A 21,758-nucleotide genomic window follows, 5' to 3' on the forward strand; every position below is an offset into this window, starting at 1 on the left:
ACATTTCATTCAAAACCCCATGCAAGCGCTGTGGATGGTTCTGGCGGCCTTCTTCTTCGCCAGCATGGGGGTGTGCGTGAAGTTCGCCGCACCCTCGTTCACGGCCTTCGAGATGGTGTTCTGGCGCGGCCTGATCAGCATGGCCATGCTCTGGTGGCTGGCGCGGCGCCAGGGCATTTCACTCAAGACACGCTACCCCGGCATGCACGCCTGGCGCAGCTTCATCGGCGTGACCGCGCTGGCCGCGTCGTTCTACGCCATCATCTGGCTGCCTCTGCCCACCGCGATGACCTTCGGCTACATGAGCAGCGTCTGGATTGCCGCCTTCATCGTCGGGGCAGGGATGCTGGTGTGGCGCCCGTCCGGCGCGCAGCCGCGACCGCCGGTGCCGCTGTCGCTCGTGGCCTGCGTGCTGCTGGGCTTCGTCGGCGTGGTGATGATGCTCAGGCCCACGGTGGACGGCAACCAGGGCTTTGCCGCCGTCGTCGGGCTGCTGGGCGGCATGTGCGCGGCGCTCGCCTACATGCAGGTGGTGGCGCTGTCGCGCCTGGGCGAGCCGGAGACGCGCACCGTCTTCTACTTCGCGCTGGGCTGCAGCGTCGCCGGCCTGGGCGCGATGGCGTTCACCGGCGTTTCGCCCTTCCCCGGCTGGCCCGCGCTGTGGCTCGTGCCGCTGGGCCTGTTCGCGGCCGGCGGGCAGTTGTGCATGACCATGGCGTTCTCGCGCGCATCCAGCTCGCGCGGCACGCTGCTGGTGGCCAACCTGCAATACTCGGGCCTGATCTTCGCCAGCCTCTACAGCATGCTGGTGTTCGGTGAATACCTGCCGCTCATCGCCTGGCTGGGCATGGCGCTGATCGTGCTGAGCGCGATCGCCGCAGGCCTGCTGCGCTCGCGCGCCGCCGCCACCTCGAGACAAACATGAGCCATACCCATCTAATTTCCGCCCCCGAACTGCAGCGCCTGATGCAAGCGGGCGCCCCGCTGATGGTCTTCGACTGCAGCTTCGACCTGGCCGACCCCGAACGCGGCATCGCCGACTACCACGCGGCGCACATTCCGGGCGCCATCTATGCCCACCTGGACCGCGACCTGAGCGCCGCCGGCGGCCCGGGCGCGAGCGGCGGGCGCCACCCGCTGCCCACCCGCGAGCGCTTTGCCGCGTGGCTGGCCAGCGTCGGCTTTTCCCACGGCATGCAGGCCGTCGTCTACGACCGCAACGGCGCCATGCCCGGCATGCGCCTGTGGTGGCTGTTCAAGTGGCTGGGGCACGATGCGGCAGCGGTGCTCGACGGCGGCCTCGCCGCCTGGCTTGCGGCGGGCGGCGCCACGGCCGCGCAAGAGGAGACGCCGCGCACGCCGGGGGACTTCAGCGCGCGGGCGCCGCTGCGCCCGCTCGTCGATACCGCCCGCGTGCTCGCGCAGCTGGGGCAGCCGGGGCAAACCCTCATCGATGCGCGCGCGGGCGAGCGCTACCGCGGCGAGGTGGAGCCGCTGGACCCGGTGGCGGGGCACATCCCCGGTGCGCTCAACCGCCCATGGATGGACAACCTCGCAGCCGATGGCCGCTTCAAGAGCGCGGCCGAGCTGCGCGCCGAATTCGACGCCGTACTGCAGGGGCGCGACGCCGCCAGCGTCGTGCACCAGTGCGGCAGCGGCGTGAGCGCCATCCACAACCTGCTGGCGATGGAGCTGGCCGGATACGCTCCTGCCGCGCTCTACGCGGGCAGCTGGAGCGAGTGGTGCGCCGACCGCACGCGGCCCGTGGCCAAGGGCTGAAAGATCACTCGCCTTCTTCTTCCGGCGCATCGTCCGGCAGCCGGTGGTGCCAGTAGCGCCGAGCGCGTTCGCGCTCGCAGTGCAGCTCGCCGTCCGCGGACGACCAGCGCGCCGCGCCGCAGCGCGGGCTGGCCACCAGCGTGATGCCGCGCTCGCGGTAGCGCTGCACCACCTGCGCCGCCGGATGGCCGAAGCGGTTGCGGTAGCCCGCCTGCACCAGTGCGAGAGCGGGCTGCACCGCGTCGAGAAAGGCCGCGCTCGACGAGGTCTTGCTGCCGTGGTGTGGCACCAGCAGCAGGTCGGCGGCGAGCGGCGCTGCGGCATGCACCAGAGCGAGCTCCTGCGCGCGCTCGATGTCGCCCGCAAGCACAGCGCTGGCGCCGCCCTGGGCCTCGATGCGCAGCACGCAGCTGCGCGCGTTGGTGCTTGATTTGCCCCGCGCCGGAGTTTCATCACCGGCCGGCGGATGCAGCATGACAAAGCGCACGCCATCCCGGCGCCATTGCTGCCCGGCGGCGCAGGGCGCTATCGCGCGCAAGGCCTGCAGCGGATGGTCCGCGGGAATCGAGCCCAGCACCTGAGCGCGCGGCAGATGGGCCAGCACCGGCGCCGCGCCGCCCACGTGGTCGCTGTCCGAATGGCTCAGCAGCACGCGGTCCGGCCGCTCACCAAGCGCCTGCAGCAGCGGCACCAGCACGCGCTGGCCCGCGTCGCTGAGCGCGCCATAACGCGGACCGGCGTCGTACAGCAGGCTGTGGCCGGCGGTGCGCACCAGCACCGCCTGGCCCTGGCCCACGTCCACCGCCAGCACCTCGAACTGCCCCGGCGCGGGCCGCAAGGGCTGCCACCAGAAGGCCGGCAACATCAGCGGCAGCCCGAGCAGGCGCAGCGGCCAGGGCAGGCGCAGCACCAGCACGATGGCGCCAAGCACCGCCGCCGCGCCTGCCCACAAAGGTGCCTGCGCCAGCGTGAGCTGCGCCAGCGGCCAGCCGGCCAGCCAGGTCAGCCACAGCGAGAGCAGTTGCACGCACCATGCAGCCAGCTGCCACGCAGGCGCGAGAACCACGCCCAGCATGGCCAGCGGCGTGACCACCACCGTGACCCACGGGATCGCCAGCAGATTGGCCACCAGCGCCACCACGGAGACCTGGCCAAACAGCGCCAGCGTGAGAGGCGCCAGCGCCACCGTCACCACCGCCTGCTCCCGCAACATCAAGGAAAATCGTGCTCTGGCGCTTGTCCTGCATGCGTCCACCGCTCTCATGTCGGTAGCAAACAGCACCCCCACCGCGACGAAGCTCAACCAGAACCCGGGCTGCAACATTGCCCACGGGTCAAAGGCCAGCACCACCGCGCACGCCAGCAGCCAGACCTGCGGCCAGGGCCATTCGCGCCCCGACAGGCGCAGCAGCGCGACGCTGGCAAGCATCAGGAGCGTGCGCTCGGCCGGCACGCCCCAGCCGCTGAAGAGCGCGTAGGCCCCAGCCAGCCCCACGCCGCCCAGCAGCGCCGCCGAAGGCGCGGGATAGCGCAGGCACAGCCAAGCCGAACGGCGCCACAGCATGCCCACCAGCAGTCCCGCCAGCCAGGCGAACATCGTGATGTGCAAACCCGAGATGCTCATGAGGTGCGCCACGCCGGTGACGCGAAACAGGTCCCAGTCGCTGCGCTCGATCGCGCGCTGGTCACCCGTCACCAGCGCCGCCACCACGCCGGCCGCGCGCAGCCGCGCCGGGTCTTGCACGCCCTGCGTCAGATACCCGGTGATGCGATCGCGCACGCGCTGGCGCAGTTGCTCGACGGGGAACTGCCAGGTAGCGGCCAGGCGCTCGGGCGCGCCCAGGCGGGCGTCCAGCCGCTCGCTCGTGCGTACGTAGCCGCTGGCCTGCACGCCCTGCTGCCACATCCACAGCTCGACGTCGAAGCCGTGCGGGTTGAGCGTGCCGTGCGGCGCCTTCAGGCGCGCAAAGAGCCGCCAGCGCTCACCCGCGTGCAGCGCGGGCACGGGGCGCGCGTCGCGCCCATGGTTGCTGGCATACCAGGTGAGCTCGATCAGCGCCGGCAGGGCCACGGGCTGCCCCTCGCGCTCGCCCGATTCCAGCGCCAGACGAAAGCGCACGTCGCCGCTGTCCGTGCGCTGCGGCATCGCGGCAACCACGCCGGTCAGGCGCAGATCCACGCCCTCCAGCTCATCGGCCAGTGCCTGCGCGGAAAACGCCACCGAGCGCGCCCCGCAGACACCAAAGGCCAGCAGCGCCCCGACCAGCCAGGCCAGCGCCGTCCAGCGCGGCCCCATCCGGCCGGCGCGCAGGCTCCAGAGCCAGCCCGCCAGGGCAAGCGTCCACAGACCCGCATACCAGGCCATCGGCCAGAGCGCAGGCTGCTGCAGCTGCAGCGCCGTGCCAAGCAGCCCCCCGCCGAGCAGCGCCGGCAGATGCCAGGACCGCCGCGCCGCAGGCCCGGCGGTGGCTGGACGGTCGGGACTGGCGTGGGCGTCGGGCATGGAGGCGCCATGCTACTGTGCAACACTTGCCCTTTTGCTCCGAGGAAAACAAGGATGAGCGTCTACGACAAACTCAAGGCCCTGAACATCACCCTGCCGGCCGTGGCCGTGCCCGCAGCCGCCTATGTGCCCTTCGTGCAGAGCGGCAAGCTGGTCTTCCTGAGCGGACATCTCGCGCGCAAGGACGGCAAACCCTGGGTCGGCCAGCTCGGCAAGGACATGGGCACCGAGGAAGGCAAGGCGGCCGCACGCGGCATCGCCATCGAACTGATGGCCACCTTGCAGGCCGCCTGCGGCGGCGACCTGGGCCGCGTCAAGCGCATCGTCAAGGTGATGAGCCTGGTCAACTCCAGCAGCGACTTCACCGAGCAGCACCTGGTGACCAACGGCGCGAGCGAACTGCTGGGCGAAGTCTTTGGCGACGCCGGCAAGCACGCGCGCAGCGCCTTTGGCGTGGCCCAGATACCGCTGGGCGCCTGCGTGGAAATCGAGCTGATCGCCGAGCTCGCCTGAGCGCCCCGCCGGGCGCGCCCGCGCCTAGAAGGTGAGCACCTTGTCGGCCTGCACCACCCATTCGGACAGGTCGGACAGGGTGGCGATGCGCACACCTTCGATGTGCGCCAGATCGACCAGACCGCGCGCCTGGGCGCAGGTGCGGCACAGGTGCACGCTGGCGTTGGCGGCGCCGGCCAGCTCGCTCACCAGCGCCTCTATCATGTTGCCGGCGTTGTCCTGCTGGTGCGGCAGGGCGGCCACCGTGGCATCGGACATCAACAGCAGGCGCAGATCCACCACCTCGGCGCGCGCGGCCAGGGCCCCGGCCACGCGCAGGCCCGAGAGGCAGGCTTCATTGCCGTGGGGCGCGGAGTTGATGATGACGACGATCTTCTGTTCGCTCACGGTCCGTTTCCTTCATGGGATGCAGGGGCGCACATGGTAGGACGCGGGCCGCCTTCCTGTCCTGAACGGGGCTTTGCCGCGGGCCGCGGCTCAGAAACTCTCCCACTCGCCCTCTTCGTGATCGGGCGCCTTGGCGGGCGCGGGCGCCGGCACGGGCGCGGGCGCGGCGATCTTGCGCTGCGCCGGCAGCGGGCGGCCCTGGGCTGGCGCCGCGGCTAGTTTGCGCGCGGCGGGAGCGGCGGCGCGCACGGGCGCCGCAATCGTTTTCGCCGCCCCGGATTGCGGCGGCGCCGCAGGCGCGGGGCGCGCTGGCCCGTCGTTCACCCTGAACACCGCCACCACCTGCATCAGATGCTGGGCCTGCTCGTTGAGGCTTTGCGCCGCTGCCGCGCTCTCCTCCACCAGCGCGGCGTTCTGCTGCGTCATCTGGTCGAGCTGGCCCACCGCCTGGTTGACCTCGGAGACGCCGGCGCTCTGCTGCGCCGAGGCGGCGGTGATCTCGCCCATCATCTCGGTCACGCGCTGCACCGCCTGCACCACTTCCTGCATGGTTTCGCCCGCACCTTGCACCCGGCGCGAGCCATCCTCCACGCGCTCCACCGACGAGCCGATCAGCTCCTTGATTTCCTTGGCCGCCTGGGCCGAACGCCCGGCCAGCGCGCGCACCTCGCTGGCCACCACGGCAAAGCCGCGCCCCTGCTCGCCCGCACGTGCCGCCTCCACCGCGGCGTTGAGCGCGAGGATGTTGGTCTGGAAGGCGATGGAGTCGATCACGCCGATGATGTCGGCAATCTTGCGACTGCTGCTCTGGATTTCACCCATGGTGGAAATCACCTCGGAGACGACCGAGCCGCCACGCTCTGCCACCGAGCTGGCGCTGCCCGCCATCTGGCTGGCCTGACGCGCGGTGGCGTCGCTTTGCGCGATGGTGCTGGTGAACTCCTCCATCGCCGCCGCAGTCTGCTCCAGGCTGCTGGAGGCGGCCTCGGTGCGCGCCGACAGGTCCTGGTTGCCGCTGGCGATCTGCGAGCTGGCCACCGCGATGCTGTCCGCGCTCTGGCGCACGTCATGCACCATGCGCGCCAGGGAGGCGCGCATGCTCTCCAGCGACTGCAGCAGCTGGCCGAATTCGTCGCTGCGCAGGTTGGCACCATCGCGTGCGCTCAGGTCGCCCGTGGCGATGCGCGCCGCCATGCCGTTGGCCTGGGCCAGGGGCGCGCGAATGTTGCGGATGAGAAAATAGGCGCCCACCACGATCGCCAGCAGCAAGACGGCCACCACCACGGCCGCCATCCTGACGGTATCCATGCTGGTCCGGGCGGCCTGGTCACGGGCTTGCTGCACCGCCACCTGCTGCAGCTGGACGAATTCGGCCAGCGTCTTGAGGTAGGCATCCGATGCCGGCACGTAGTTTTGCAGCACCTGGGTGGCGACGTCCGCATCCCCTGCCGCCTTGAGCTGGTTGACCCGCTCGCGCGCAGCCAGCATCGCCTTGCGGGCTTCGGCCACGCGCTCCATCGCCGCGCGGTCGGCGGTCGAGAGGTTCAGCGCCAGAAGGCGCTTTTGCATCTCGGATATCTCGGCCGAAGTGGCGGCCATGGCCTCCTTGAAGGCGCTGGCCACGGCCGGCTCGCTGCTCAGGGCCAGCGCCAGCGTACGCGCGGCATTGGTTTCGGTCAGCCCCATCCAGCGCGTGGCGGTGCTCACGCGCTGCATCATCTCCCCATTGAGGGCGCTGGAGGCCGCCGAAGCCTGGCCCGAACGCCAGCCGGCCCCCACGACCACGGCGCTGAAGCCCAGCACGATCACGGCCACCGCCAGCCAGAGCTTGGCAGCCAGACTCAATCCCTTCATTGCATACCCCCTTGTCGCCATTTTTCGTTCGCGCCATTACAGCGCGCTCGCGCCGCCCTTGTCCATATCGAGCCGAATGCGGCTGGGCAACGGAGGACTCCCGGACTATAATGCCCGGCTTTGCCGCGAAGGGCGCTCTTCTTGATCGGGGGAGCCATGGCGCGGCACCGGGCCACCGCCACCCGGAATTGTCTGGCGAGGTGAGATGGCAGGCGCGCCTTCAGTGCAAGGATCCGCCGCCCGCCATCGTTGAAAAGAACGGAGTGTCCGCATGGCACGCGTATGTGAAGTCACGGGCAAGAAGCCCCAGGTGGGACACAAGGTCTCCCACTCCAACATCAAGACCAAGCGCCGTTTTCTGCCCAATCTGCAGTACAAGCGCTTCTGGGTGGAAAGCGAAAACCGCTGGGTGCGCCTGCGCGTGTCCAGCGCCGCGCTGCGCCTGATCGACAAGAACGGCATCGACGCCGTGCTCGCGGACATGCGCGCACGCGGCCAGGCCTGATTCACTGAAAGGAAAGACCATGGCTGCCAAAGGCGGACGCGAAAAGATCAAGCTGGAATCCACGGCCGGCACCGGCCACTTCTACACCACCACCAAGAACAAGAAGACGATGCCCGAGAAGATGTCGATCATGAAGTTCGACCCCAAGGCGCGCAAGCACGTCGAATACAAGGAAACCAAGCTCAAGTAAGCCTGGTTTTCCCTCGGCACCCACCGCCACCGCCCTTGCGGGCCTGGCGGTTTTTTCTTGTCTGCGGCAAATTCCAAACACTGCAGCGGCACTTGGAGCGTGGCGCAGGCCGCTTTCCTGTACATCGGGGAAACGTTCAACGATGATAGGATGACTTTCGGCATCTCCCCATCGCAGCAAAGACAGAAATGGCCACCGCCGGTACCGCACCAAAGGAAGCAGCAGCCGTGGCATTGCCCAGCCTGGCGCGCGCGCTCATGTCGGCAGGCAAGCTGGCGCAGAACAGCGCCGAAGACATCTCGCGCAAGGCACAGGCAAGCCGCAACAGCTTCATTGCGGAGCTGCTCGCAGCCAAGTCCCTGAGCGCCGGCGAGCTGGCGCAGACGCTGTCCAACACCTTTGGTGCGCCCCTGCTGGACGTGGATGCGCTGGACGCCGCCCACCTGCCCCGGGACCTGCTCGACACCAAGCTGTGCCAGGCCTACAAGGTCGTGGCCCTGGCCAAGCGCAGCAACCGGCTGATCGCGCTCACCGCCGACCCGACCAACCAGGAGGCGGCAGAGAAGATCAAGTTCACCACCCAGCTCGGCGTGGACTGGGTGGTGGGCGAATACGACAAGCTGCTGCGGCTGGTCGAGGCGACGACCAAGAGCGTCTCCGAGAGCCTGGACAGCATCACCGGCGGCGACTTCGAGTTCGACGACGCCCCGGTCGAGGAAGAAACCGAAGGCCCGGACACCGCGGGCGCCGACGTCGAGGACGCGCCGGTCGTGCGCTTCCTGCACAAGATGCTGCTGGACGCGTTCAACATGCGCGCCTCCGACCTGCACTTCGAGCCCTACGAGCACAACTACCGGGTGCGTTTTCGCGTCGACGGCGAGTTGCAGGAGATCACCTCCCCGCCGGTGGCCATCAAGGACAAGCTCGCGTCGCGCATCAAGGTGATCTCGCGCCTCGATATCTCGGAAAAGCGCGTGCCCCAGGACGGGCGCATGAAGCTCAAGGTCGGGCCGGACCGCGTCATCGACTTTCGCGTCAGCACGCTGCCGACGCTGTTCGGCGAAAAGATCGTCATCCGCATCCTGGACCCGAGCAGCGCGCGCATGGGCATCGACGCGCTGGGCTACGAGCCCGAGGAGAAGGAGCGGCTGCTGGCCGCGATCAACCGCCCCTACGGCATGATCCTGGTGACCGGCCCCACGGGCTCGGGCAAGACGGTCTCGCTCTACACCTGCCTGAATCTGCTGAACAAGCCGGGCGTGAACATCTCCACCGCCGAAGACCCCTCGGAAATCAACATGCCGGGCGTCAACCAGGTCAACGTCAACGAAAAGGCGGGGCTGACCTTCGCGGTGGCACTCAAGGCCTTCCTGCGCCAGGACCCGGACATCATCATGGTGGGCGAAATCCGCGACCTGGAAACCGCCGACATCGCCATCAAGGCCGCGCAGACCGGCCACCTGGTGCTCTCGACGCTGCACACCAACGACGCGCCGACCACGCTCACGCGCATGCGCAACATGGGCATCGCGCCGTTCAACATCGCCTCCAGCGTGATCCTGATCACCGCCCAGCGCCTGGCGCGGCGCCTGTGCCCGCAGTGCAAGCAGCCGGCCGACATCCCGCATGAAAGCCTGGTCGAGGCAGGCTACCGGGAAGAAGACATCGACGGCAGCTGGGTCACCTACAAGCCCGTGGGCTGCGCCGCCTGCAACAACGGCTACAAGGGGCGGGTCGGCATCTATGAAGTGATGCCGATCTCCGAGGAGCTGCAGCGCATCATCCTGGCCGACGGCAGCGCGCTGGAGATTGCCGCCCAGGCACGCGCCGAAGGCGTGCGCTCGCTGCGCCAATCGGGCCTGCACAAGGCCAGGATGGGCTTCACCTCGCTCGAAGAGGTGCTGGCAGTCACCAACGAATAAATACCAGTATCGGGAGAGCGCGAACCATGGCAACCGCTGCGGCCAAAGGCATCAAGGACTTCGTATTCGAATGGGAGGGCAAGGACCGCAACGGAAAGATCGTGCGCGGCGAGCTGCGTGCCGGTGGCGAGAACCAGGTCCAGGCCAGCCTGCGCCGCCAGGGGGTCATGCCCACCAAGATCAAGAAGCGGCGCATGCGCTCGGGCAAGAAGATCAAGCCCAAGGACATCGCCCTGTTCACGCGCCAGATGGCCACCATGATGAAGGCCGGCGTGCCGCTGCTGCAGGCCTTCGACATCGTCGGGCGCGGCAACACCAATCCGAGCGTGACCAAGCTGCTCAACGACATCCGCAACGACGTCGAAACCGGCACCTCGCTGAACGCGGCTTTTCGCAAGTACCCGATGTATTTCGACAGCCTGTACTGCAACCTGGTGGAGGCCGGCGAGGCTGCCGGCATCCTGGAGGCGCTGCTCGACCGGCTGGCCACCTACATGGAAAAGACCGAGGCCATCAAGAGCAAGATCAAGTCGGCGCTGATGTACCCGATCTCGGTGATCATCGTCGCCTTCGTCGTGGTCACGGTGATCATGATCTTCGTCATCCCTGCCTTCAAGGAGGTGTTCACCTCCTTCGGCGCCGACCTGCCCGCGCCCACGCTCATCGTGATGGGCATGAGCGAATTCTTCGTGCAGTACTGGTGGCTGATCTTCGGCGTGCTGGGCGGGGGCTTCTACTTCTTCATGCAGGCCTGGCGGCGCAGCGAGAAGATGCAGATGGCGATGGACCGCTTCCTGCTCAAGATCCCGATCTTCGGCGACCTGATCAACAAGTCGGCGGTGGCGCGCTGGACGCGCACGCTCTCGACCATGTTCGCCGCCGGCGTGCCGCTGGTGGAAGCGCTCGATTCGGTCGGCGGCGCCGCAGGCAACGCGGTCTATGCGGTGGCCACCGACAAGATCCAGCAGGAAGTCTCCACCGGCACCAGCCTCACCGCCGCCATGACCAATGCCAACGTCTTCCCTTCCATGGTGCTGCAGATGTGCGCCATCGGTGAGGAATCGGGCTCGATCGACCACATGCTGGGCAAGGCGGCGGATTTCTACGAGGACGAGGTCGACGAAATGGTCAAGGGCCTGTCCAGCCTGCTCGAGCCCATCATCATCGTCTTCCTGGGCACCATCATCGGCGGCATCGTGGTGTCCATGTACCTGCCCATCTTCAAGCTCGGCCAGGTGGTCTGAGGCATGACGGCGTCGGTCTGGACGGACGCCGCGCTGCTCGGCGTCCTGGGGCTGCTGATCGGCAGCTTTCTGAACGTGGTGATCCACCGCCTGCCGCGCATGATGCACCACCAGTGGGCGCAGGAGTGCGCGGCCTGGGCCGCGGAGCAGAACGGCGGCGGCTCCGGCCCGGAGTCCGCACCAACGGGCGAACCCGCTCCCTACAACCTGCTGGTGCCGCGCTCGCAGTGTCCGCATTGCGCGCACCCGATACGCTGGTTCGAGAATATTCCCGTCTTCAGCTATCTGGCGCTGCGCGGGCGCTGCGCGGGCTGCGGCAAGGCCATCGGCCTGCGCTATCCGGCGGTGGAGCTCGCCACCGGGCTGCTGTTCTTCTTCTGCGGGCTGCACTGGGGCCTGGGCCCGGCGGGCCTGGCATGGAGCGCCTTCTCGGCCGCGCTGGTGGCCGCTGCCTGCATAGACTGGGACACCACGCTGCTGCCCGACGACATCACGCTGCCGCTGCTCTGGGGCGGGCTGCTCGCGAGCCTGCTGCACTACAGCGGCGTCACGCTCACCGACGCGGTGCTGGGCGCCATGGGTGGCTACCTGTCGCTGTGGAGCGTCTACTGGGGCTTCAAGCTTGCCACCGGCAAGGAAGGCATGGGCTACGGCGACTTCAAGCTGTTTGCCGCGCTGGGCGCATGGTTCGGCTGGCAGGCGCTGGTGCCGATCATCCTGCTGGCCTCGGTCGTCGGTGCGGTCGTGGGCGTGGTGCTCAAGCTCAGGGGCGGGCTGCACGAGGGCAAGTACGTGCCCTTCGGCCCGTTTCTGGCCGGTGGCGGTTTCGTGGCCCTGTTGTGGGGCCCGCAGCAGGTCATGCACGCTCTGCTCGGCGTGCTGGGCCTGGCGGCCTGAGCGGGCATGGCGGCGCGGCGCAGTTTTCGCCTGGGCATCACCGGCGGCATAGGCAGCGGAAAAAGCACCTTCAGCGCCATGCTGGCCGAGCGCGGCGCGGCGCTGGTGGACGCCGACGCGCTCTCGCGCTCGGTCACGGCCGCAGGCGGCGCGGCCATCGCGGCAGTCGCCGCGCAATTCGGCCCCACCTTCATCACTTCCGACGGCGCCATGGACCGCGAACGCATGCGCCAGCTGGCGTTCGAGGACGCGCACGCGCGCGAGCGCCTGCAGGCCATCGTCCACCCATTGGTCGGCGCGGCCATCGCGCAGGCCTGCCGCCAGGCGGAGCAGGACGGACTGCGCCTGATCGTGCTGGACATCCCGCTGCTGACCGAATCGGGCCACTGGCCGGCGCGACTCGACGGCGTCGCGGTGGTCGACTGCCCGCCCGCCATGCAGATCGAGCGCGTGCGCAGGCGCAGCGGCCTGCAGGAGGAAGCCGTTCACGCCATCATGGCCACCCAGAGCCCGCGCCCGCAACGCCTGGCCGCGGCCGACTGGGTGGTGTTCAACGGCGCGGGCACGACGCTCGCCGATCTGCGTACAAAGGCACACCAGATTGCACGGTCGTTCGGGCTATGATGCAGCGCGCATTTTGAAAAGTTCGCAGCGTGATCCTGTACGAATATCCCTTCAACGAACGTCTGAGAACCTATCTGCGGCTGGAGCACCTGCTGAGGCGTCTGGCCGAGTTGATCCCACGCAGCCACCCGCTGGACCACCATTACGCGCTGGCGACCATCTTCGAAGTCATGGACGTGGCGGCGCGCGCCGACCTCAAGACCGACCTGCTCAAGGACCTGGACAAGCAGCGCGCGGTGTTTGAAGGCTACCGCGGCATTCCCTCGATTGCCGAGGACGCGCTGGAATCCGTGCTCGGCCAGTTGCAGCATTGCTTTGCCATGCTCAACGGCCAGAGCGGCAAGGCCGGCCAGGCGCTGCTCGACAGCGACTGGCTCGCCAGCGTGCGCACCCGCATGGGCATACCCGGCGGCACCTGCAGCTTTGATCTGCCCGCCTACCACGCCTGGCAGCACCAGAGCGCCGAGCGGCGCCAGCACGACCTGCAGATCTGGGCCGGTACGCTCGCGCCGCTGGCCGATTCGGTCTATCTGCTGCTGCACCTGCTGCGCGACTCCGGCACCGCGCAGAAGGTGGCGGCCGAGCGCGGCCAGTTCCAGCAGAACCTGCCGGCCGGACGCACCTTCCAGCTGCTGCGCCTGCGCATGGACCCCTCGCTGCGGCTGATTCCCGAGATCAGCGGCAACCGGCTGATCGTTTCGGTGCGCTTGCTGCAGCACGACGGCGATGGCAAACTGGTGACTTCCACCCAGGACACGGCGTTCGAGCTGACCCTTTGCGCCTGATGCGGCCTTGCATTCAAGCGCAGGACGAGGGCCCCGGCCACCCATGGCGCTGCAGCACGGCAGGGCCAATCAAGGCAGCGGTGCGTTGGCGGGCAAAGCCGCATGCAGCCGCGCGCTGCAGCGACGGCTGCTGGGCGTCCCGGGTCCACGCACATGCCCCGCACAAGGAAGCACGCCATGTCAGATGCCTATCTCGTCGGCCACGTCAGCGTCAAGGACGCACAAAAGTGGGCCGAATACCGCAGCAAGGTGCCCGCCACGCTCGCACCCTGGGGCGCCGAGCTGCTGTTTCGCGGTGAACGCGCAGCCACCTATTCGGGCGCGCTGGCGCACCCCGAGATCGTCGTGATCCGCTTTCCGGACACCGACGCGATAGAGCGCTGGTTCCACTCCGACGCCTACCAGGCGCTGCTGCCCGTGCGCGAGCAGGCGGCCGAAGTGCTGCTGCTGTCCTACCGCAGCTGAGGGGCGTGAATCCGGCGCGGTTCGCGCCGCCCGGCAGCAAGCTGCGCCGCAGACGGCGCGCTTCGTCGCATGGCGCTGGAAGCCCCACCGCCGCCCATGCACAGTGCGTTCCCTGTCCACCACTTTCCACGGGAACCCACGCATGCTGCTCACCCAACTGCTCTCTCAGCACCCCGAAGCCATCACCGACATCGTGCGCGGCACGCCCGCCTGGGTCGGGGCGCTGCTGGCCGGCCTGCTCTGGCTCGGTTTTTCCGCCACGCGCGAACGCGAAGTTGCCATCCCGCGTCTGGTCCTGCTGCCCCTTGCCATGACGGGCCTGGCCCTGTGGGGCGTGCAATCGGCCTTCGGCGCGAGCGGCCATCTGGCCGCGCTGCTCGGCCTGTGGGCGGTCTGCGCGGCCCTCGTGCTGCTGGCCGCCAGCCGGCTCGCGCCGCCCGCGGGCACGCGCTGGAATCCCGAGACACGCAGCTTCACCCTGCCCGGCAACTGGGTCAGCATGGTGCTGATCCTGGTCGTCTTCCTGATGAAGTACGGCATAGGCGTGCAGCTGGCGATGGAGCCGCCGCTCGCGCAGCACCTGGGTTTCGCGCTGACCGTGGTCGCGCTCTATGGTCTGCTGACGGGTTTCTTCTCGGCCCGGGCGCTGAGCGTGCTGCGGCTGGCCCGCGGCGGGGCCGCGGCCCTGGCCGCCCCGCAGTGCTGAACGGAGCCCGGCCATGAGGCAAACCGCCACCGAAGACGGGCGCATCGAGCGCCTGGCACGCCGGCGCGCCGGGGCCAAGCTGGGTTGGCTGATTCACGCACTGGTCTATGTCTGTGTCAACGCCGCCCTGGCGCTGCTCACCTGGCACACCAAGCAGTCCTGGGCGCTGTATCCGCTGGCCGGCTGGGGCCTGGGGCTGGCGATCCACGGCCTGGCGGTCTGGCTGGGCAGCGGCACCGGGCTGCACGAGCGCCTGCTGCAGGCCGAACGCGATAAGCTTGCGCGCACCCCGCGCATCTGAGCCGCCATGATCACCGTCCACCACCTGAACGCCTCGCGCTCGCTGCGCATCCTGTGGCTGTTGGAAGAACTGGGGCAGCCCTACGAGATCGTGCGCTACCAGCGCGACCCCAAAACCCTGCTGGCGCCGCCCGAGCTCAGGCGCATCCACCCGCTGGGCAAGTCCCCGGTGGTGCAGATCGACGGCGAGACGCTGGCCGAATCGGGCGCGATCATCGAGACCCTGGTCGAGCGCTTCGGCGCGCAGCAGCTTGCGCCGCCGCGCGGCACGCCCGACTTTGCGCGCTACCGCTACTGGCTGCATTACGCGGAGGGCTCGGCCATGCCGCCGCTGCTGCTCAAGCTGGTGTTCGAGCGCGTCGCCGCCGCGCCCATGCCCTTCTTCGCCAAGCCGATCGCACGCAGCATCGTAAGCCAGGTCATGAGGGGCTTCGTCGGCCCGCAGCTCAAGCTGCACCTGGGCTACATGGAGAGTGAATTGGCGCAGCGCGACTGGTTCGCGGGCGACGCCTTCAGCGCGGCGGACGTGCAGCTGAGCTACCCCTTGATGGCCGCGCGCCAGCGCGCCGGCCTGAGCGAGGCCGCGCACCCGCGCCTGAGCGACTGGCTTGCGCGCATCGAGGCGCGCCCGGCCTTGCAGCGTGCGCGAACCAGGGAGCGCCCATGACGTCGGACACCCGGCGCCGCACCGTCGATCTGCGCGCCTACCCGGATTTGGTGGTGATCGTGCTGGGCATGCAGGTCCGGGCATTTGCCGGCTTGAAAACCCTGCTCGGTTTTGGCCCCAAGATCGCCCGCTCGGTGGCCGAGCAGCCCGAGGGGCTGCTGCTGCACGAGAGCTTCGTGTTCTCGCTGTTCCCGCCGCACGTGGGCATGCGCCAGTACTGGCGCGACTTCGACGCGCTGCAGGCCTGGACGCGCTCCGACCCGCACCGCCGCTGGTGGCGGGATTTCCTGCGCGATTCGGGCGGCACCGGTTTCTGGCACGAAAGCTACCTCATGCGCGGCGGCATGGAGGCGGTGTACGTCGACATGCAGCGCGAGGTCGGCTTCCTGCGCTTTGCGCCGCAGCAGCCGGCGCAAGGGTCCATGTTCTCGGCGCGTGGCCGGGCACGGGCCGCGCGGGCGGCGGAGCCGCGCCCGTGAGCACGCCGCTCGTGGACTGGCGCGACGCGCTGCGCCACGGCCTGCAGGTGCTGGCCTTCTGCTGCGTCGTCGCGGTGTTCACCACGGCCATCTGGGCAGGCAGCAGCTATGGCACGCAGCTCGTGCATTCGGCGGCCATAGGGCTGGTGATCTGGGCGGTGATCGAGTTCGGCCGCCTGCTCGTGCCCGCGCACCTGTGCCACCGCGACCCCGAGGGCCGTGGCCACGGCTGGCCCAAGGGCTGGCGTGGCGTGGTGCTGACGGCCGTCGGCATCACCGCGGGCTATTTCGGTGGCAATGGCCTGGCGCGCGCGTTGCTGGGCGAGGCCGGCGGCACGCAGCGGGGCGACTTCACCCTGGGCCTGCTGGTCACCATCGCGGCCGGCGCAGTGGCCAGCTTCTACTTCTTCACGCACGGCAAGCAAGCCGCGCTGCAGGCCGGCATGGCCGCCGCCGAGCGCGACGCGGCCGAGGCGCGGCTGAAGCTGCTCGAGGCGCAGCTCGAGCCGCACATGCTGTTCAACACCCTGGCCAATCTGCGCGTGCTGGTGGGCAGCGACCCGGCGCGCGCCCAGCGCATGCTCGACCATCTGATCGCCTACCTGCGCGCGACGCTCGGAGCCTCGCGTGCCACGCTGCACCCGCTGGCCGACGAGTTCGCGCGCCTGAAGGACTATCTGGAGCTGATGGCCGTGCGCATGGGGCCGCGCCTGCGCTATGAACTGGACTTTGATCCGGCGCTGGCCGTTGTGCCGGTGCCGCCCCTGCTGCTGCAGCCCCTGGTGGAAAACGCCATCCGCCACGGCCTGGAACCCGAGGTGCGGGGCGGGGACATCCGGGTGAGCGCCCGCACGCAGATGGCAGGCGACGTGACCATGCTGGCGCTGCAGGTACGCAACAGCGGCAGGCCGCTGGCCCCTGGTGCGGCGGCGGGCGATGCAGGCGGCGGGCGCGCCTTTGGCCTGGCGCAGGTGCGCGAGCGCCTGCAGACGCTCTACGGACCACGGTCTACTCTTGAATTGGTAGCTGATGGCGCAGGCTACACCTGCGCAAACATCGTATTTCCCTTGGATTTTTCCGCGCCATGAACACACCCGCCGTACGCGCCCTGATCGCCGAGGACGAGCCCCTGCTCGCACAGGCGCTGCGGCAGGCGCTGGCCCGTGCCTGGCCGCAGCTCACGGTGGTGGCGACGGTGGGCGACGGCCTGGCCGCCGTGCGCGAGGCGCTGGCGCTGCGCCCCGAGGTGCTGTTCTTCGACATCCGCATGCCCGGCCAGAGCGGACTGGAGGCCGCGGCCGAGCTCTTCGACGCCTGGCCCGCGGCGCAGCGCCTGCCGCTGCTGGTCTTCACCACCGCCTACGACCAGTACGCAGTGCAGGCCTTCGAGGCGCAGGCCAGCGACTACCTGCTCAAACCGATACAGGACGAGCGCCTGCGCAAGACGGTGCACAAGCTGCAGCAGGCACTGGCCGCGCCGGCCGGCCTGCCGGGCGACGAAGACACGGTGCTGCGCCAGCTGCGCGCGCTGCTGGCGCAGCCACCCGCGGCAGCCCGGCAGCCGGGCGCCACGCCGGCGCGCCCGCTCAAGGTGCTGCAGGCGGGCAGCGGCCAGTCCGTGCAACTGGTGCCGGTGGCGCAGGTGCTGTACTTCGAGGCGGCCGACAAATACGTGCGCGTGCTCACCGCCGAGCGCGAGCATCTGCTGCGCACCCCGCTCAAGGAGCTTGCGGCGCAACTCGACCCCGACGAGTTCTGGCAGATCCACCGCGGCACGCTGGTGCGCGTGAGCGCCATCCGCGCCGCGCTGCGCGACGAGGCCGGGCGCATCACGCTGGAACTGCACCAACGGCCCGAACGCCTGGCCGTCAGCCGCGTGTACGCGCCGCTGTTCAAGGCCATGTAGTGCCGCATGCGACAGCGCCAGCGCCCCCGGGCAGGCTAGCCTTGGCCCCATGCCCGAGACACCCGCGATGAACGCCGATCCGGCGCATGCCCCGCAGGCGCGCGCGGCGCCGTGGATGCTGCTGGCGCTGGTGGGCGCGTTTGCGCTGAGCCAGGCGTTTCGCACCGTGGCGGCCATCATGGCGCCGCCGCTGCAGGCCGACTTCGGGCTGAACGCGCGCCAGCTCGGCGTGTTCTCCGGCGCGTTTCACTTCGCCTTCGGCGCGATGCAGCTGTTCATGGGCATCAGCATCGACCTCTATGGCGTGCGCCGCACCATCCTCGGGGCGTTTCCGCTGTGCATCGCCGGCGCGCTGATCTCGGCGCTCGCGCCGGGCTATCTGCCGCTGACGCTGGCGCAGGTGCTGATCGGGCTGGGCTGCGCGCCGGCCTTCCTGGTGTGCACCGTCTTCATTGCACGCCACTTTGCGCCGCAGCGCTTTGCCACCGTCTCCGGCATGGCGATGTCGCTGGGCACGCTGGGCATGCTGTTCACCGGCACGCCGCTGGCCTGGGTGATAGAGCGTGGCTCGTGGCGCGCCGGCTTCTGGGTTCTGGCGGCGCTGGCGCTGCTGGCCTGGCTGTGGATCTGGCGCTCGGTCTTCGAACCCCCGCCGCGCGCGGCTGCCGCCAGCGTACCGGCCGAGTCGCCCGGCCAGGCGCTCGGCCGCTTCGCCGCGCTCTTCCTGCTGCCCCACACCTGGGGCATCGTGGTGCTGGCCAGCACCAGCTATGCGGCCCTGATCACGCTGCGCGGGCTGTGGATGGGGCCGATGCTGGTCGCGCGCCACGGCTACAGCCTGGTGCAAAGCGGCAACGTGGCGGTGGCGCTGTCGCTGCTGGCGCTCTTCGGCCCGCTGCTGTTCGGGCGCCTGGACCCCGGCCCGGCGCGGCGCCGGCGCTGGCTGGTGGGCTGGACGCTCGCCAGCGCCGCGCTGTTTGCGCTGCTGGCGCTGGGGCGTCTGGCCTGGCTCGACATCGCCTGCATGCTGGCCATAGGGCTGGCCAGCGGCTACATCGTGCTGCAATACGCCGACGTGCGCATCGCCTATGCGCCGCAGATGACCGGCCGGGCCATGGCCGCCTTCACCATGGCCATGTTCATGGGCGTGGCGCTGATGCAATGGGCCACCGGTGCGATCGCCACCTGGGCCGCGGACGCGGGGGCCGATCCCTACACCGTGGTCATGGGCTGCATCGCGCTGTGGCTGGCGCTGTCGGCCGCCGGTTTTGCGCTGCTGCCGCAGCCGCGCGCACCCGCACCCTAGCCTGGCGCCCTGCCGCGCCCCTGCCCGCTGCGCTGGCGCCGGCGCTCCTCGCGGCGCTGCTGGCGCTCGGCGTCCCTGGCCTGGCCGGCGGCGAGCCACACGGCATATTCCTCGGGTGTCTCCAGGGTCAGCCGGCCCATGGCCGCGCAGCGAAAGTCGGTCAGCACGATCTCCGCGGCCTTTTGCCAGTCGAGCCTGCCGCCAGCCATCAGTGCGCCCCGGCGCCGCGCAATCTGCTCCAGCAATTCATCGTCGTGCAGTTCTACGATTTCAAGAGCTGCTTGCGCAATCTGGTAGCGGGCCAGGAGCCGATCCGGATAGTGAATCTTCAGATAGGCCAGCAGGTCCAGCGCCACCTCCTGCTCGTCGTAGGCGTTGCGCCCCACGGCGCCGCTGGCGGCCAGGCGCATGCCGCTCTCGGGCACGATGATGCGCGGCCAGAGCATGCCCGGCGTGTCCCAGAGGTAGAAGTCGTCGTCGAGCACGATGCGCTGCTCCTGCCGGGTGACGCCCGCCTCGTCGCCGGTCCTGGCCTGGGCCTTGCGCGCCAGCGTGTTGATCAGCGTGGACTTGCCCACGTTGGGCACACCCACGATCAGCACGCGCATCGGCCGCGCCATGCCCCGGCGCAGCGGCGCAAGCTCGCGGCAGCCATCGATCAGCCGCCGCGCGGGCGCGCGCTCGGACGCATCCAGCGCCATCGAGCGCGTATCCGCCTGCGCGCCGTACCAGGCGAGCCAGGCCTGGGTGCGCGCCGGGTCGGCCAGGTCCTGCTTGTTGAGCACCTTGAGCGTGGGCCTGTGCCCGGCCAGCTCGGCCAGCAGCGGGTTGCTGCTGGAGCCCGGCAGGCGCGCGTCAAGCAGCTCGATGACCACGTCGATGCTTTTCACGCGCTCGGCAATCGCCTGGCGCGTCAGGTGCATGTGACCGGGGAACCACTGGATGGCCATGGGAAGTGCCTTGGGACGATGGAGACAAACTCGGCCAAGGATAATGGCTGGCATCCGCCTTTCCGTGCAAAGCCTGCGATGTCCGAAACAACCACCCCGCCCGCCCGCACCGGCGCACAGCTGCTCGTGGACCAGTTGCGCGTGCAAGGTGTCGGGCAGCTGTTCTGCGTGCCTGGCGAAAGCTATCTGGCCGTGCTCGACGCGCTGCACGGCGGCGCCATCCGCGTCATCGTCTGCCGCCAGGAAGGCGGCGCGGCGATGATGGCCGAGGCCCAGGGCAAGCTCACCGGGCGGCCCGGCATCTGCTTCGTCACGCGCGGGCCGGGCATCGCCAATGCCATGGCGGGCATCCATGTCGCGCAGCAGGATTCCACGCCGCTGATCGTCTTCGTTGGCCAGATCGCGCGCGAGGCCATGCACCGCGACGCCTTCCAGGAGGTGGACTACCCGGCGCTGTTCAGCCAATTCGCCAAGTGGGCGGTGCAAATCGACGACGCGCGGCGCATCCCGGAGCTGGTGGCACGGGCCTTTCACGTGGCCATGAACGGCCGCCCCGGCCCCGTCGTCGTGGCGCTGCCCGAGGACATGCTGACCGACAGCGTCAGCGTGCCCGACGCCCTGCCCTGCGCGGCGCTGGAGATCGCCCCCGATGCCCCCGCGCTGGATGTGCTGGCGGCGCAGCTGCGCAAGGCCGAGCGCCCCATGGTGCTGGTCGGCGGCAGCCGCTGGTCGGCGCAGGCGGTGCAAGACCTCGCCGCCTTTGCCGGGCGCTGGCAGCTGCCCGTGGCCACCACCTTCCGCCGCCAGATGCTGTTTCCCGCAGACCACCCCGGCCACGCAGGCATGCTCGGCATAGGCACGAACCCGCGGCTGCTGCAGCGCATCAGGGCAGCCGACCTGGTCCTGGCGCTAGGCACCCGCCTGGGCGACGTGCCCTCGCAAGGCTATGCGCTGTGGGACATTCCCGTGCCCGGCCAGGCCCTCATCCACGTGCATGCCAGCGCCGAAGAGCTGGGCCGGCTCTATCAGCCACGTCTGGCCATCCACGCCACGCCGCAGGCAATGGCCGGCGCGCTGGCACAACTTGCGGCGCCCTGCGCGCCGCCCTGGACCGAACACACCCGGCAGGCGCACGCCGACGAGCTGGCATGGAGCGATCCGCGCAGCATCACCATTCCGGGGCGGCTGCAGATGGGCGCCGTCATGCAGCACCTGCGCGAGGCGCTGCCCGCGGACACCATCGTCTGCAACGGCGCGGGCAATTTCACCACCTGGGTACACCGCTTCTGGCCCTTCACCCGCTGGGCCAGCCAGCTCGCACCGGTGTGCGGCTCCATGGGCTATGGGCTGCCCGCGGCACTGGGCGCCAAGAGTCTGTGGCCCGCGCGCGAGGTGCTGGCCTTCGCCGGTGATGGCGACTTTCTGATGCACGGGCAGGAGTTCGCCACGGCCGTGCAGTACGCGCTGCCCATCGTCGTCATCGTGCTGGACAACGGCATGTACGGCACGATACGCATGCACCAGGAGCGCCACTACCCCGGCCGCGTCAGCGCCACCGAACTGCAGAATCCAGACTTTTGCGCCTATTCCCAGGCCTTTGGCGGGCATGGCGAGCGCGTCGAGCGCACCGAGGACTTCGCCCCCGCACTGGCCCGCGCGCGCGCCAGCGGCAAGCCGGCGCTGATCCACTGCCTGATCGATCCACAGGCGATCACGCCCGGCACCACGCTCGATGCGTTGCGCCGCAGCGCCCGAAGCGGGAGCACCGACTGAGAC

At 69.5% G+C, this 21,758-nt stretch carries 23 protein-coding genes; 19 read left to right on the plus strand and 4 right to left on the minus strand.

Going from position 1 to position 21,758, the window contains the following annotated elements; genetic code table 11:
* Window positions 1–19: 19 nt before the first annotated feature.
* The gene (locus FOZ74_RS02740) at window positions 20–925 is read left to right on the plus strand and encodes a DMT family transporter (RefSeq protein WP_146911634.1); all 906 of its coding nucleotides are present in this window, start codon (window positions 20–22) and stop codon (window positions 923–925) included.
* Window positions 922–1,779, plus strand: a complete 858-nt coding sequence (locus FOZ74_RS02745; RefSeq protein ID WP_146911635.1) for a sulfurtransferase — start codon at window positions 922–924, stop codon at window positions 1,777–1,779. Before FOZ74_RS02740 ends, FOZ74_RS02745 begins: the two co-directional genes overlap by 4 nt.
* A 4-nt stretch (window positions 1,780–1,783) precedes the next feature.
* Here FOZ74_RS02745 and FOZ74_RS02750 read toward each other — a convergent pair whose 3' ends face one another.
* Window positions 1,784–4,282 (minus strand): DNA internalization-related competence protein ComEC/Rec2, encoded by a 2,499-nt coding sequence (locus FOZ74_RS02750; protein ID WP_146911636.1) that lies wholly within the window; start codon window positions 4,280–4,282, stop codon window positions 1,784–1,786.
* 54 nt (window positions 4,283–4,336) lie between these two features.
* Between FOZ74_RS02750 and FOZ74_RS02755 the strand changes: the two genes are divergently transcribed.
* Window positions 4,337–4,795 carry a RidA family protein gene (locus tag FOZ74_RS02755; protein WP_146911637.1) on the plus strand — a complete coding sequence of 153 codons (459 nt, stop codon included), beginning with the start codon at window positions 4,337–4,339 and terminating at the stop codon, window positions 4,793–4,795.
* Window positions 4,796–4,819: 24 nt separating this feature from the next.
* On the opposite strand, the gene FOZ74_RS02760 is transcribed toward FOZ74_RS02755, so the two are convergent.
* Window positions 4,820–5,182 (minus strand): DsrE/DsrF/TusD sulfur relay family protein, encoded by a 363-nt coding sequence (locus FOZ74_RS02760; RefSeq protein WP_146911638.1) that lies wholly within the window; start codon window positions 5,180–5,182, stop codon window positions 4,820–4,822.
* A 90-nt stretch (window positions 5,183–5,272) separates the two neighbouring features.
* Window positions 5,273–7,036, minus strand: a complete 1,764-nt coding sequence (locus tag FOZ74_RS02765; RefSeq protein WP_146911639.1) for a methyl-accepting chemotaxis protein — start codon at window positions 7,034–7,036, stop codon at window positions 5,273–5,275.
* Between the two features lie 271 nt (window positions 7,037–7,307).
* On the opposite strand from FOZ74_RS02765, the gene rpmB reads away from it, so the two are divergent.
* The 15 genes from rpmB to FOZ74_RS02840 all read left to right on the plus strand — a co-directional run bounded on the left by rpmB (window position 7,308) and on the right by FOZ74_RS02840 (window position 19,032).
* Window positions 7,308–7,541: a 50S ribosomal protein L28 gene (gene rpmB / locus FOZ74_RS02770; RefSeq protein ID WP_146911640.1), complete on the plus strand. Its 234-nt coding sequence runs from the start codon at window positions 7,308–7,310 to the stop codon at window positions 7,539–7,541.
* Window positions 7,542–7,560: 19 nt separating this feature from the next.
* Entirely contained in the window at window positions 7,561–7,731 is a 171-nt protein-coding gene (rpmG, locus tag FOZ74_RS02775; RefSeq protein ID WP_146911641.1) for a 50S ribosomal protein L33, read from the plus strand.
* Window positions 7,732–7,919: 188 nt separating this feature from the next.
* The gene (gene pilB / locus FOZ74_RS02780) at window positions 7,920–9,653 is read left to right on the plus strand and encodes a type IV-A pilus assembly ATPase PilB (protein WP_146911642.1); all 1,734 of its coding nucleotides are present in this window, start codon (window positions 7,920–7,922) and stop codon (window positions 9,651–9,653) included.
* A 26-nt stretch (window positions 9,654–9,679) separates the two neighbouring features.
* A complete protein-coding gene (locus FOZ74_RS02785) occupies window positions 9,680–10,897 on the plus strand; it encodes a type II secretion system F family protein (protein WP_146911643.1) in 1,218 nt (405 codons plus the stop codon).
* Window positions 10,898–10,900: 3 nt separating this feature from the next.
* Window positions 10,901–11,794: a prepilin peptidase gene (locus FOZ74_RS02790; RefSeq protein ID WP_146911644.1), complete on the plus strand. Its 894-nt coding sequence runs from the start codon at window positions 10,901–10,903 to the stop codon at window positions 11,792–11,794.
* 6 nt (window positions 11,795–11,800) lie between these two features.
* Window positions 11,801–12,418 carry a dephospho-CoA kinase gene (coaE, locus tag FOZ74_RS02795; protein ID WP_146911645.1) on the plus strand — a complete coding sequence of 206 codons (618 nt, stop codon included), beginning with the start codon at window positions 11,801–11,803 and terminating at the stop codon, window positions 12,416–12,418.
* A gap of 29 nt (window positions 12,419–12,447) precedes the next feature.
* Window positions 12,448–13,203 (plus strand): cell division protein ZapD, encoded by a 756-nt coding sequence (zapD, locus tag FOZ74_RS02800; protein WP_146911646.1) that lies wholly within the window; start codon window positions 12,448–12,450, stop codon window positions 13,201–13,203.
* 177 nt (window positions 13,204–13,380) lie between these two features.
* Window positions 13,381–13,668 carry a DUF1330 domain-containing protein gene (locus tag FOZ74_RS02805; protein ID WP_146911647.1) on the plus strand — a complete coding sequence of 96 codons (288 nt, stop codon included), beginning with the start codon at window positions 13,381–13,383 and terminating at the stop codon, window positions 13,666–13,668.
* 142 nt (window positions 13,669–13,810) lie between these two features.
* On the plus strand, window positions 13,811–14,374 hold the full coding sequence (locus FOZ74_RS02810) for a DUF6622 family protein (RefSeq protein WP_146911648.1): 564 nt from the start codon (window positions 13,811–13,813) through the stop codon (window positions 14,372–14,374).
* A gap of 13 nt (window positions 14,375–14,387) precedes the next feature.
* The gene (locus FOZ74_RS02815; RefSeq protein ID WP_146911649.1) at window positions 14,388–14,675 is read left to right on the plus strand and encodes a 2TM domain-containing protein; all 288 of its coding nucleotides are present in this window, start codon (window positions 14,388–14,390) and stop codon (window positions 14,673–14,675) included.
* A 6-nt stretch (window positions 14,676–14,681) separates the two neighbouring features.
* A complete protein-coding gene (locus FOZ74_RS02820; protein ID WP_146911650.1) occupies window positions 14,682–15,341 on the plus strand; it encodes a glutathione S-transferase family protein in 660 nt (219 codons plus the stop codon).
* Entirely contained in the window at window positions 15,338–15,820 is a 483-nt protein-coding gene (locus FOZ74_RS02825) for a monooxygenase family protein (protein ID WP_146911651.1), read from the plus strand. Before FOZ74_RS02820 ends, FOZ74_RS02825 begins: the two co-directional genes overlap by 4 nt.
* Entirely contained in the window at window positions 15,817–16,908 is a 1,092-nt protein-coding gene (locus FOZ74_RS02830) for a sensor histidine kinase (protein ID WP_186764640.1), read from the plus strand. The genes FOZ74_RS02825 and FOZ74_RS02830 overlap by 4 nt, the downstream gene beginning before the upstream one ends.
* Entirely contained in the window at window positions 16,905–17,726 is an 822-nt protein-coding gene (locus FOZ74_RS02835) for a LytR/AlgR family response regulator transcription factor (protein ID WP_146911652.1), read from the plus strand. The genes FOZ74_RS02830 and FOZ74_RS02835 overlap by 4 nt, the downstream gene beginning before the upstream one ends.
* 49 nt (window positions 17,727–17,775) lie before the next feature.
* A complete protein-coding gene (locus FOZ74_RS02840; protein ID WP_255437747.1) occupies window positions 17,776–19,032 on the plus strand; it encodes an MFS transporter in 1,257 nt (418 codons plus the stop codon).
* On the opposite strand, the gene ylqF is transcribed toward FOZ74_RS02840, so the two are convergent.
* Window positions 19,029–19,982 carry a ribosome biogenesis GTPase YlqF gene (gene ylqF, locus FOZ74_RS02845; protein WP_146911653.1) on the minus strand — a complete coding sequence of 318 codons (954 nt, stop codon included), beginning with the start codon at window positions 19,980–19,982 and terminating at the stop codon, window positions 19,029–19,031. The genes FOZ74_RS02840 and ylqF overlap by 4 nt on opposite strands.
* 78 nt (window positions 19,983–20,060) lie before the next feature.
* Between ylqF and FOZ74_RS02850 the strand changes: the two genes are divergently transcribed.
* Window positions 20,061–21,755, plus strand: a complete 1,695-nt coding sequence (locus FOZ74_RS02850) for a thiamine pyrophosphate-binding protein (RefSeq protein ID WP_146911654.1) — start codon at window positions 20,061–20,063, stop codon at window positions 21,753–21,755.
* Window positions 21,756–21,758 lie beyond the last annotated feature (3 nt).

Origin of the sequence: Comamonas flocculans, assembly GCF_007954405.1 — a bacterium.
In the GTDB taxonomy this organism is placed as follows: Bacteria; Pseudomonadota; Gammaproteobacteria; order Burkholderiales; family Burkholderiaceae_C; genus Comamonas_C; species Comamonas_C flocculans.

Excerpts from the sequence above, each read along its gene's own strand:
- FOZ74_RS02755 (WP_146911637.1), top strand. The coding sequence starts at position 4,337 with ATGAGCGTCTACGACAAACTCAAGGCCCTGAACATCACCCTGCCGGCC.
- pilB (WP_146911642.1), top strand. The coding sequence starts at position 7,920 with ATGGCCACCGCCGGTACCGCACCAAAGGAAGCAGCAGCCGTGGCATTG.
- FOZ74_RS02815 (WP_146911649.1), top strand. The coding sequence starts at position 14,388 with ATGAGGCAAACCGCCACCGAAGACGGGCGCATCGAGCGCCTGGCACGC.
- FOZ74_RS02850 (WP_146911654.1), top strand. The coding sequence starts at position 20,061 with ATGTCCGAAACAACCACCCCGCCCGCCCGCACCGGCGCACAGCTGCTC.
- FOZ74_RS02785 (WP_146911643.1), top strand. The coding sequence starts at position 9,680 with ATGGCAACCGCTGCGGCCAAAGGCATCAAGGACTTCGTATTCGAATGG.
- FOZ74_RS02820 (WP_146911650.1), top strand. The coding sequence starts at position 14,682 with ATGATCACCGTCCACCACCTGAACGCCTCGCGCTCGCTGCGCATCCTG.
- FOZ74_RS02805 (WP_146911647.1), top strand. The coding sequence starts at position 13,381 with ATGTCAGATGCCTATCTCGTCGGCCACGTCAGCGTCAAGGACGCACAA.
- rpmG (WP_146911641.1), top strand. The coding sequence starts at position 7,561 with ATGGCTGCCAAAGGCGGACGCGAAAAGATCAAGCTGGAATCCACGGCC.
- FOZ74_RS02840 (WP_255437747.1), top strand. The coding sequence starts at position 17,776 with ATGCCCGAGACACCCGCGATGAACGCCGATCCGGCGCATGCCCCGCAG.
- FOZ74_RS02765 (WP_146911639.1), bottom strand. The coding sequence starts at position 7,036 with ATGAAGGGATTGAGTCTGGCTGCCAAGCTCTGGCTGGCGGTGGCCGTG.
- FOZ74_RS02790 (WP_146911644.1), top strand. The coding sequence starts at position 10,901 with ATGACGGCGTCGGTCTGGACGGACGCCGCGCTGCTCGGCGTCCTGGGG.
- ylqF (WP_146911653.1), bottom strand. The coding sequence starts at position 19,982 with ATGGCCATCCAGTGGTTCCCCGGTCACATGCACCTGACGCGCCAGGCG.
- FOZ74_RS02750 (WP_146911636.1), bottom strand. The coding sequence starts at position 4,282 with ATGCCCGACGCCCACGCCAGTCCCGACCGTCCAGCCACCGCCGGGCCT.
- FOZ74_RS02825 (WP_146911651.1), top strand. The coding sequence starts at position 15,338 with ATGACGTCGGACACCCGGCGCCGCACCGTCGATCTGCGCGCCTACCCG.
- coaE (WP_146911645.1), top strand. The coding sequence starts at position 11,801 with ATGGCGGCGCGGCGCAGTTTTCGCCTGGGCATCACCGGCGGCATAGGC.
- rpmB (WP_146911640.1), top strand. The coding sequence starts at position 7,308 with ATGGCACGCGTATGTGAAGTCACGGGCAAGAAGCCCCAGGTGGGACAC.
- FOZ74_RS02745 (WP_146911635.1), top strand. The coding sequence starts at position 922 with ATGAGCCATACCCATCTAATTTCCGCCCCCGAACTGCAGCGCCTGATG.
- FOZ74_RS02740 (WP_146911634.1), top strand. The coding sequence starts at position 20 with ATGCAAGCGCTGTGGATGGTTCTGGCGGCCTTCTTCTTCGCCAGCATG.
- FOZ74_RS02810 (WP_146911648.1), top strand. The coding sequence starts at position 13,811 with ATGCTGCTCACCCAACTGCTCTCTCAGCACCCCGAAGCCATCACCGAC.
- FOZ74_RS02835 (WP_146911652.1), top strand. The coding sequence starts at position 16,905 with ATGAACACACCCGCCGTACGCGCCCTGATCGCCGAGGACGAGCCCCTG.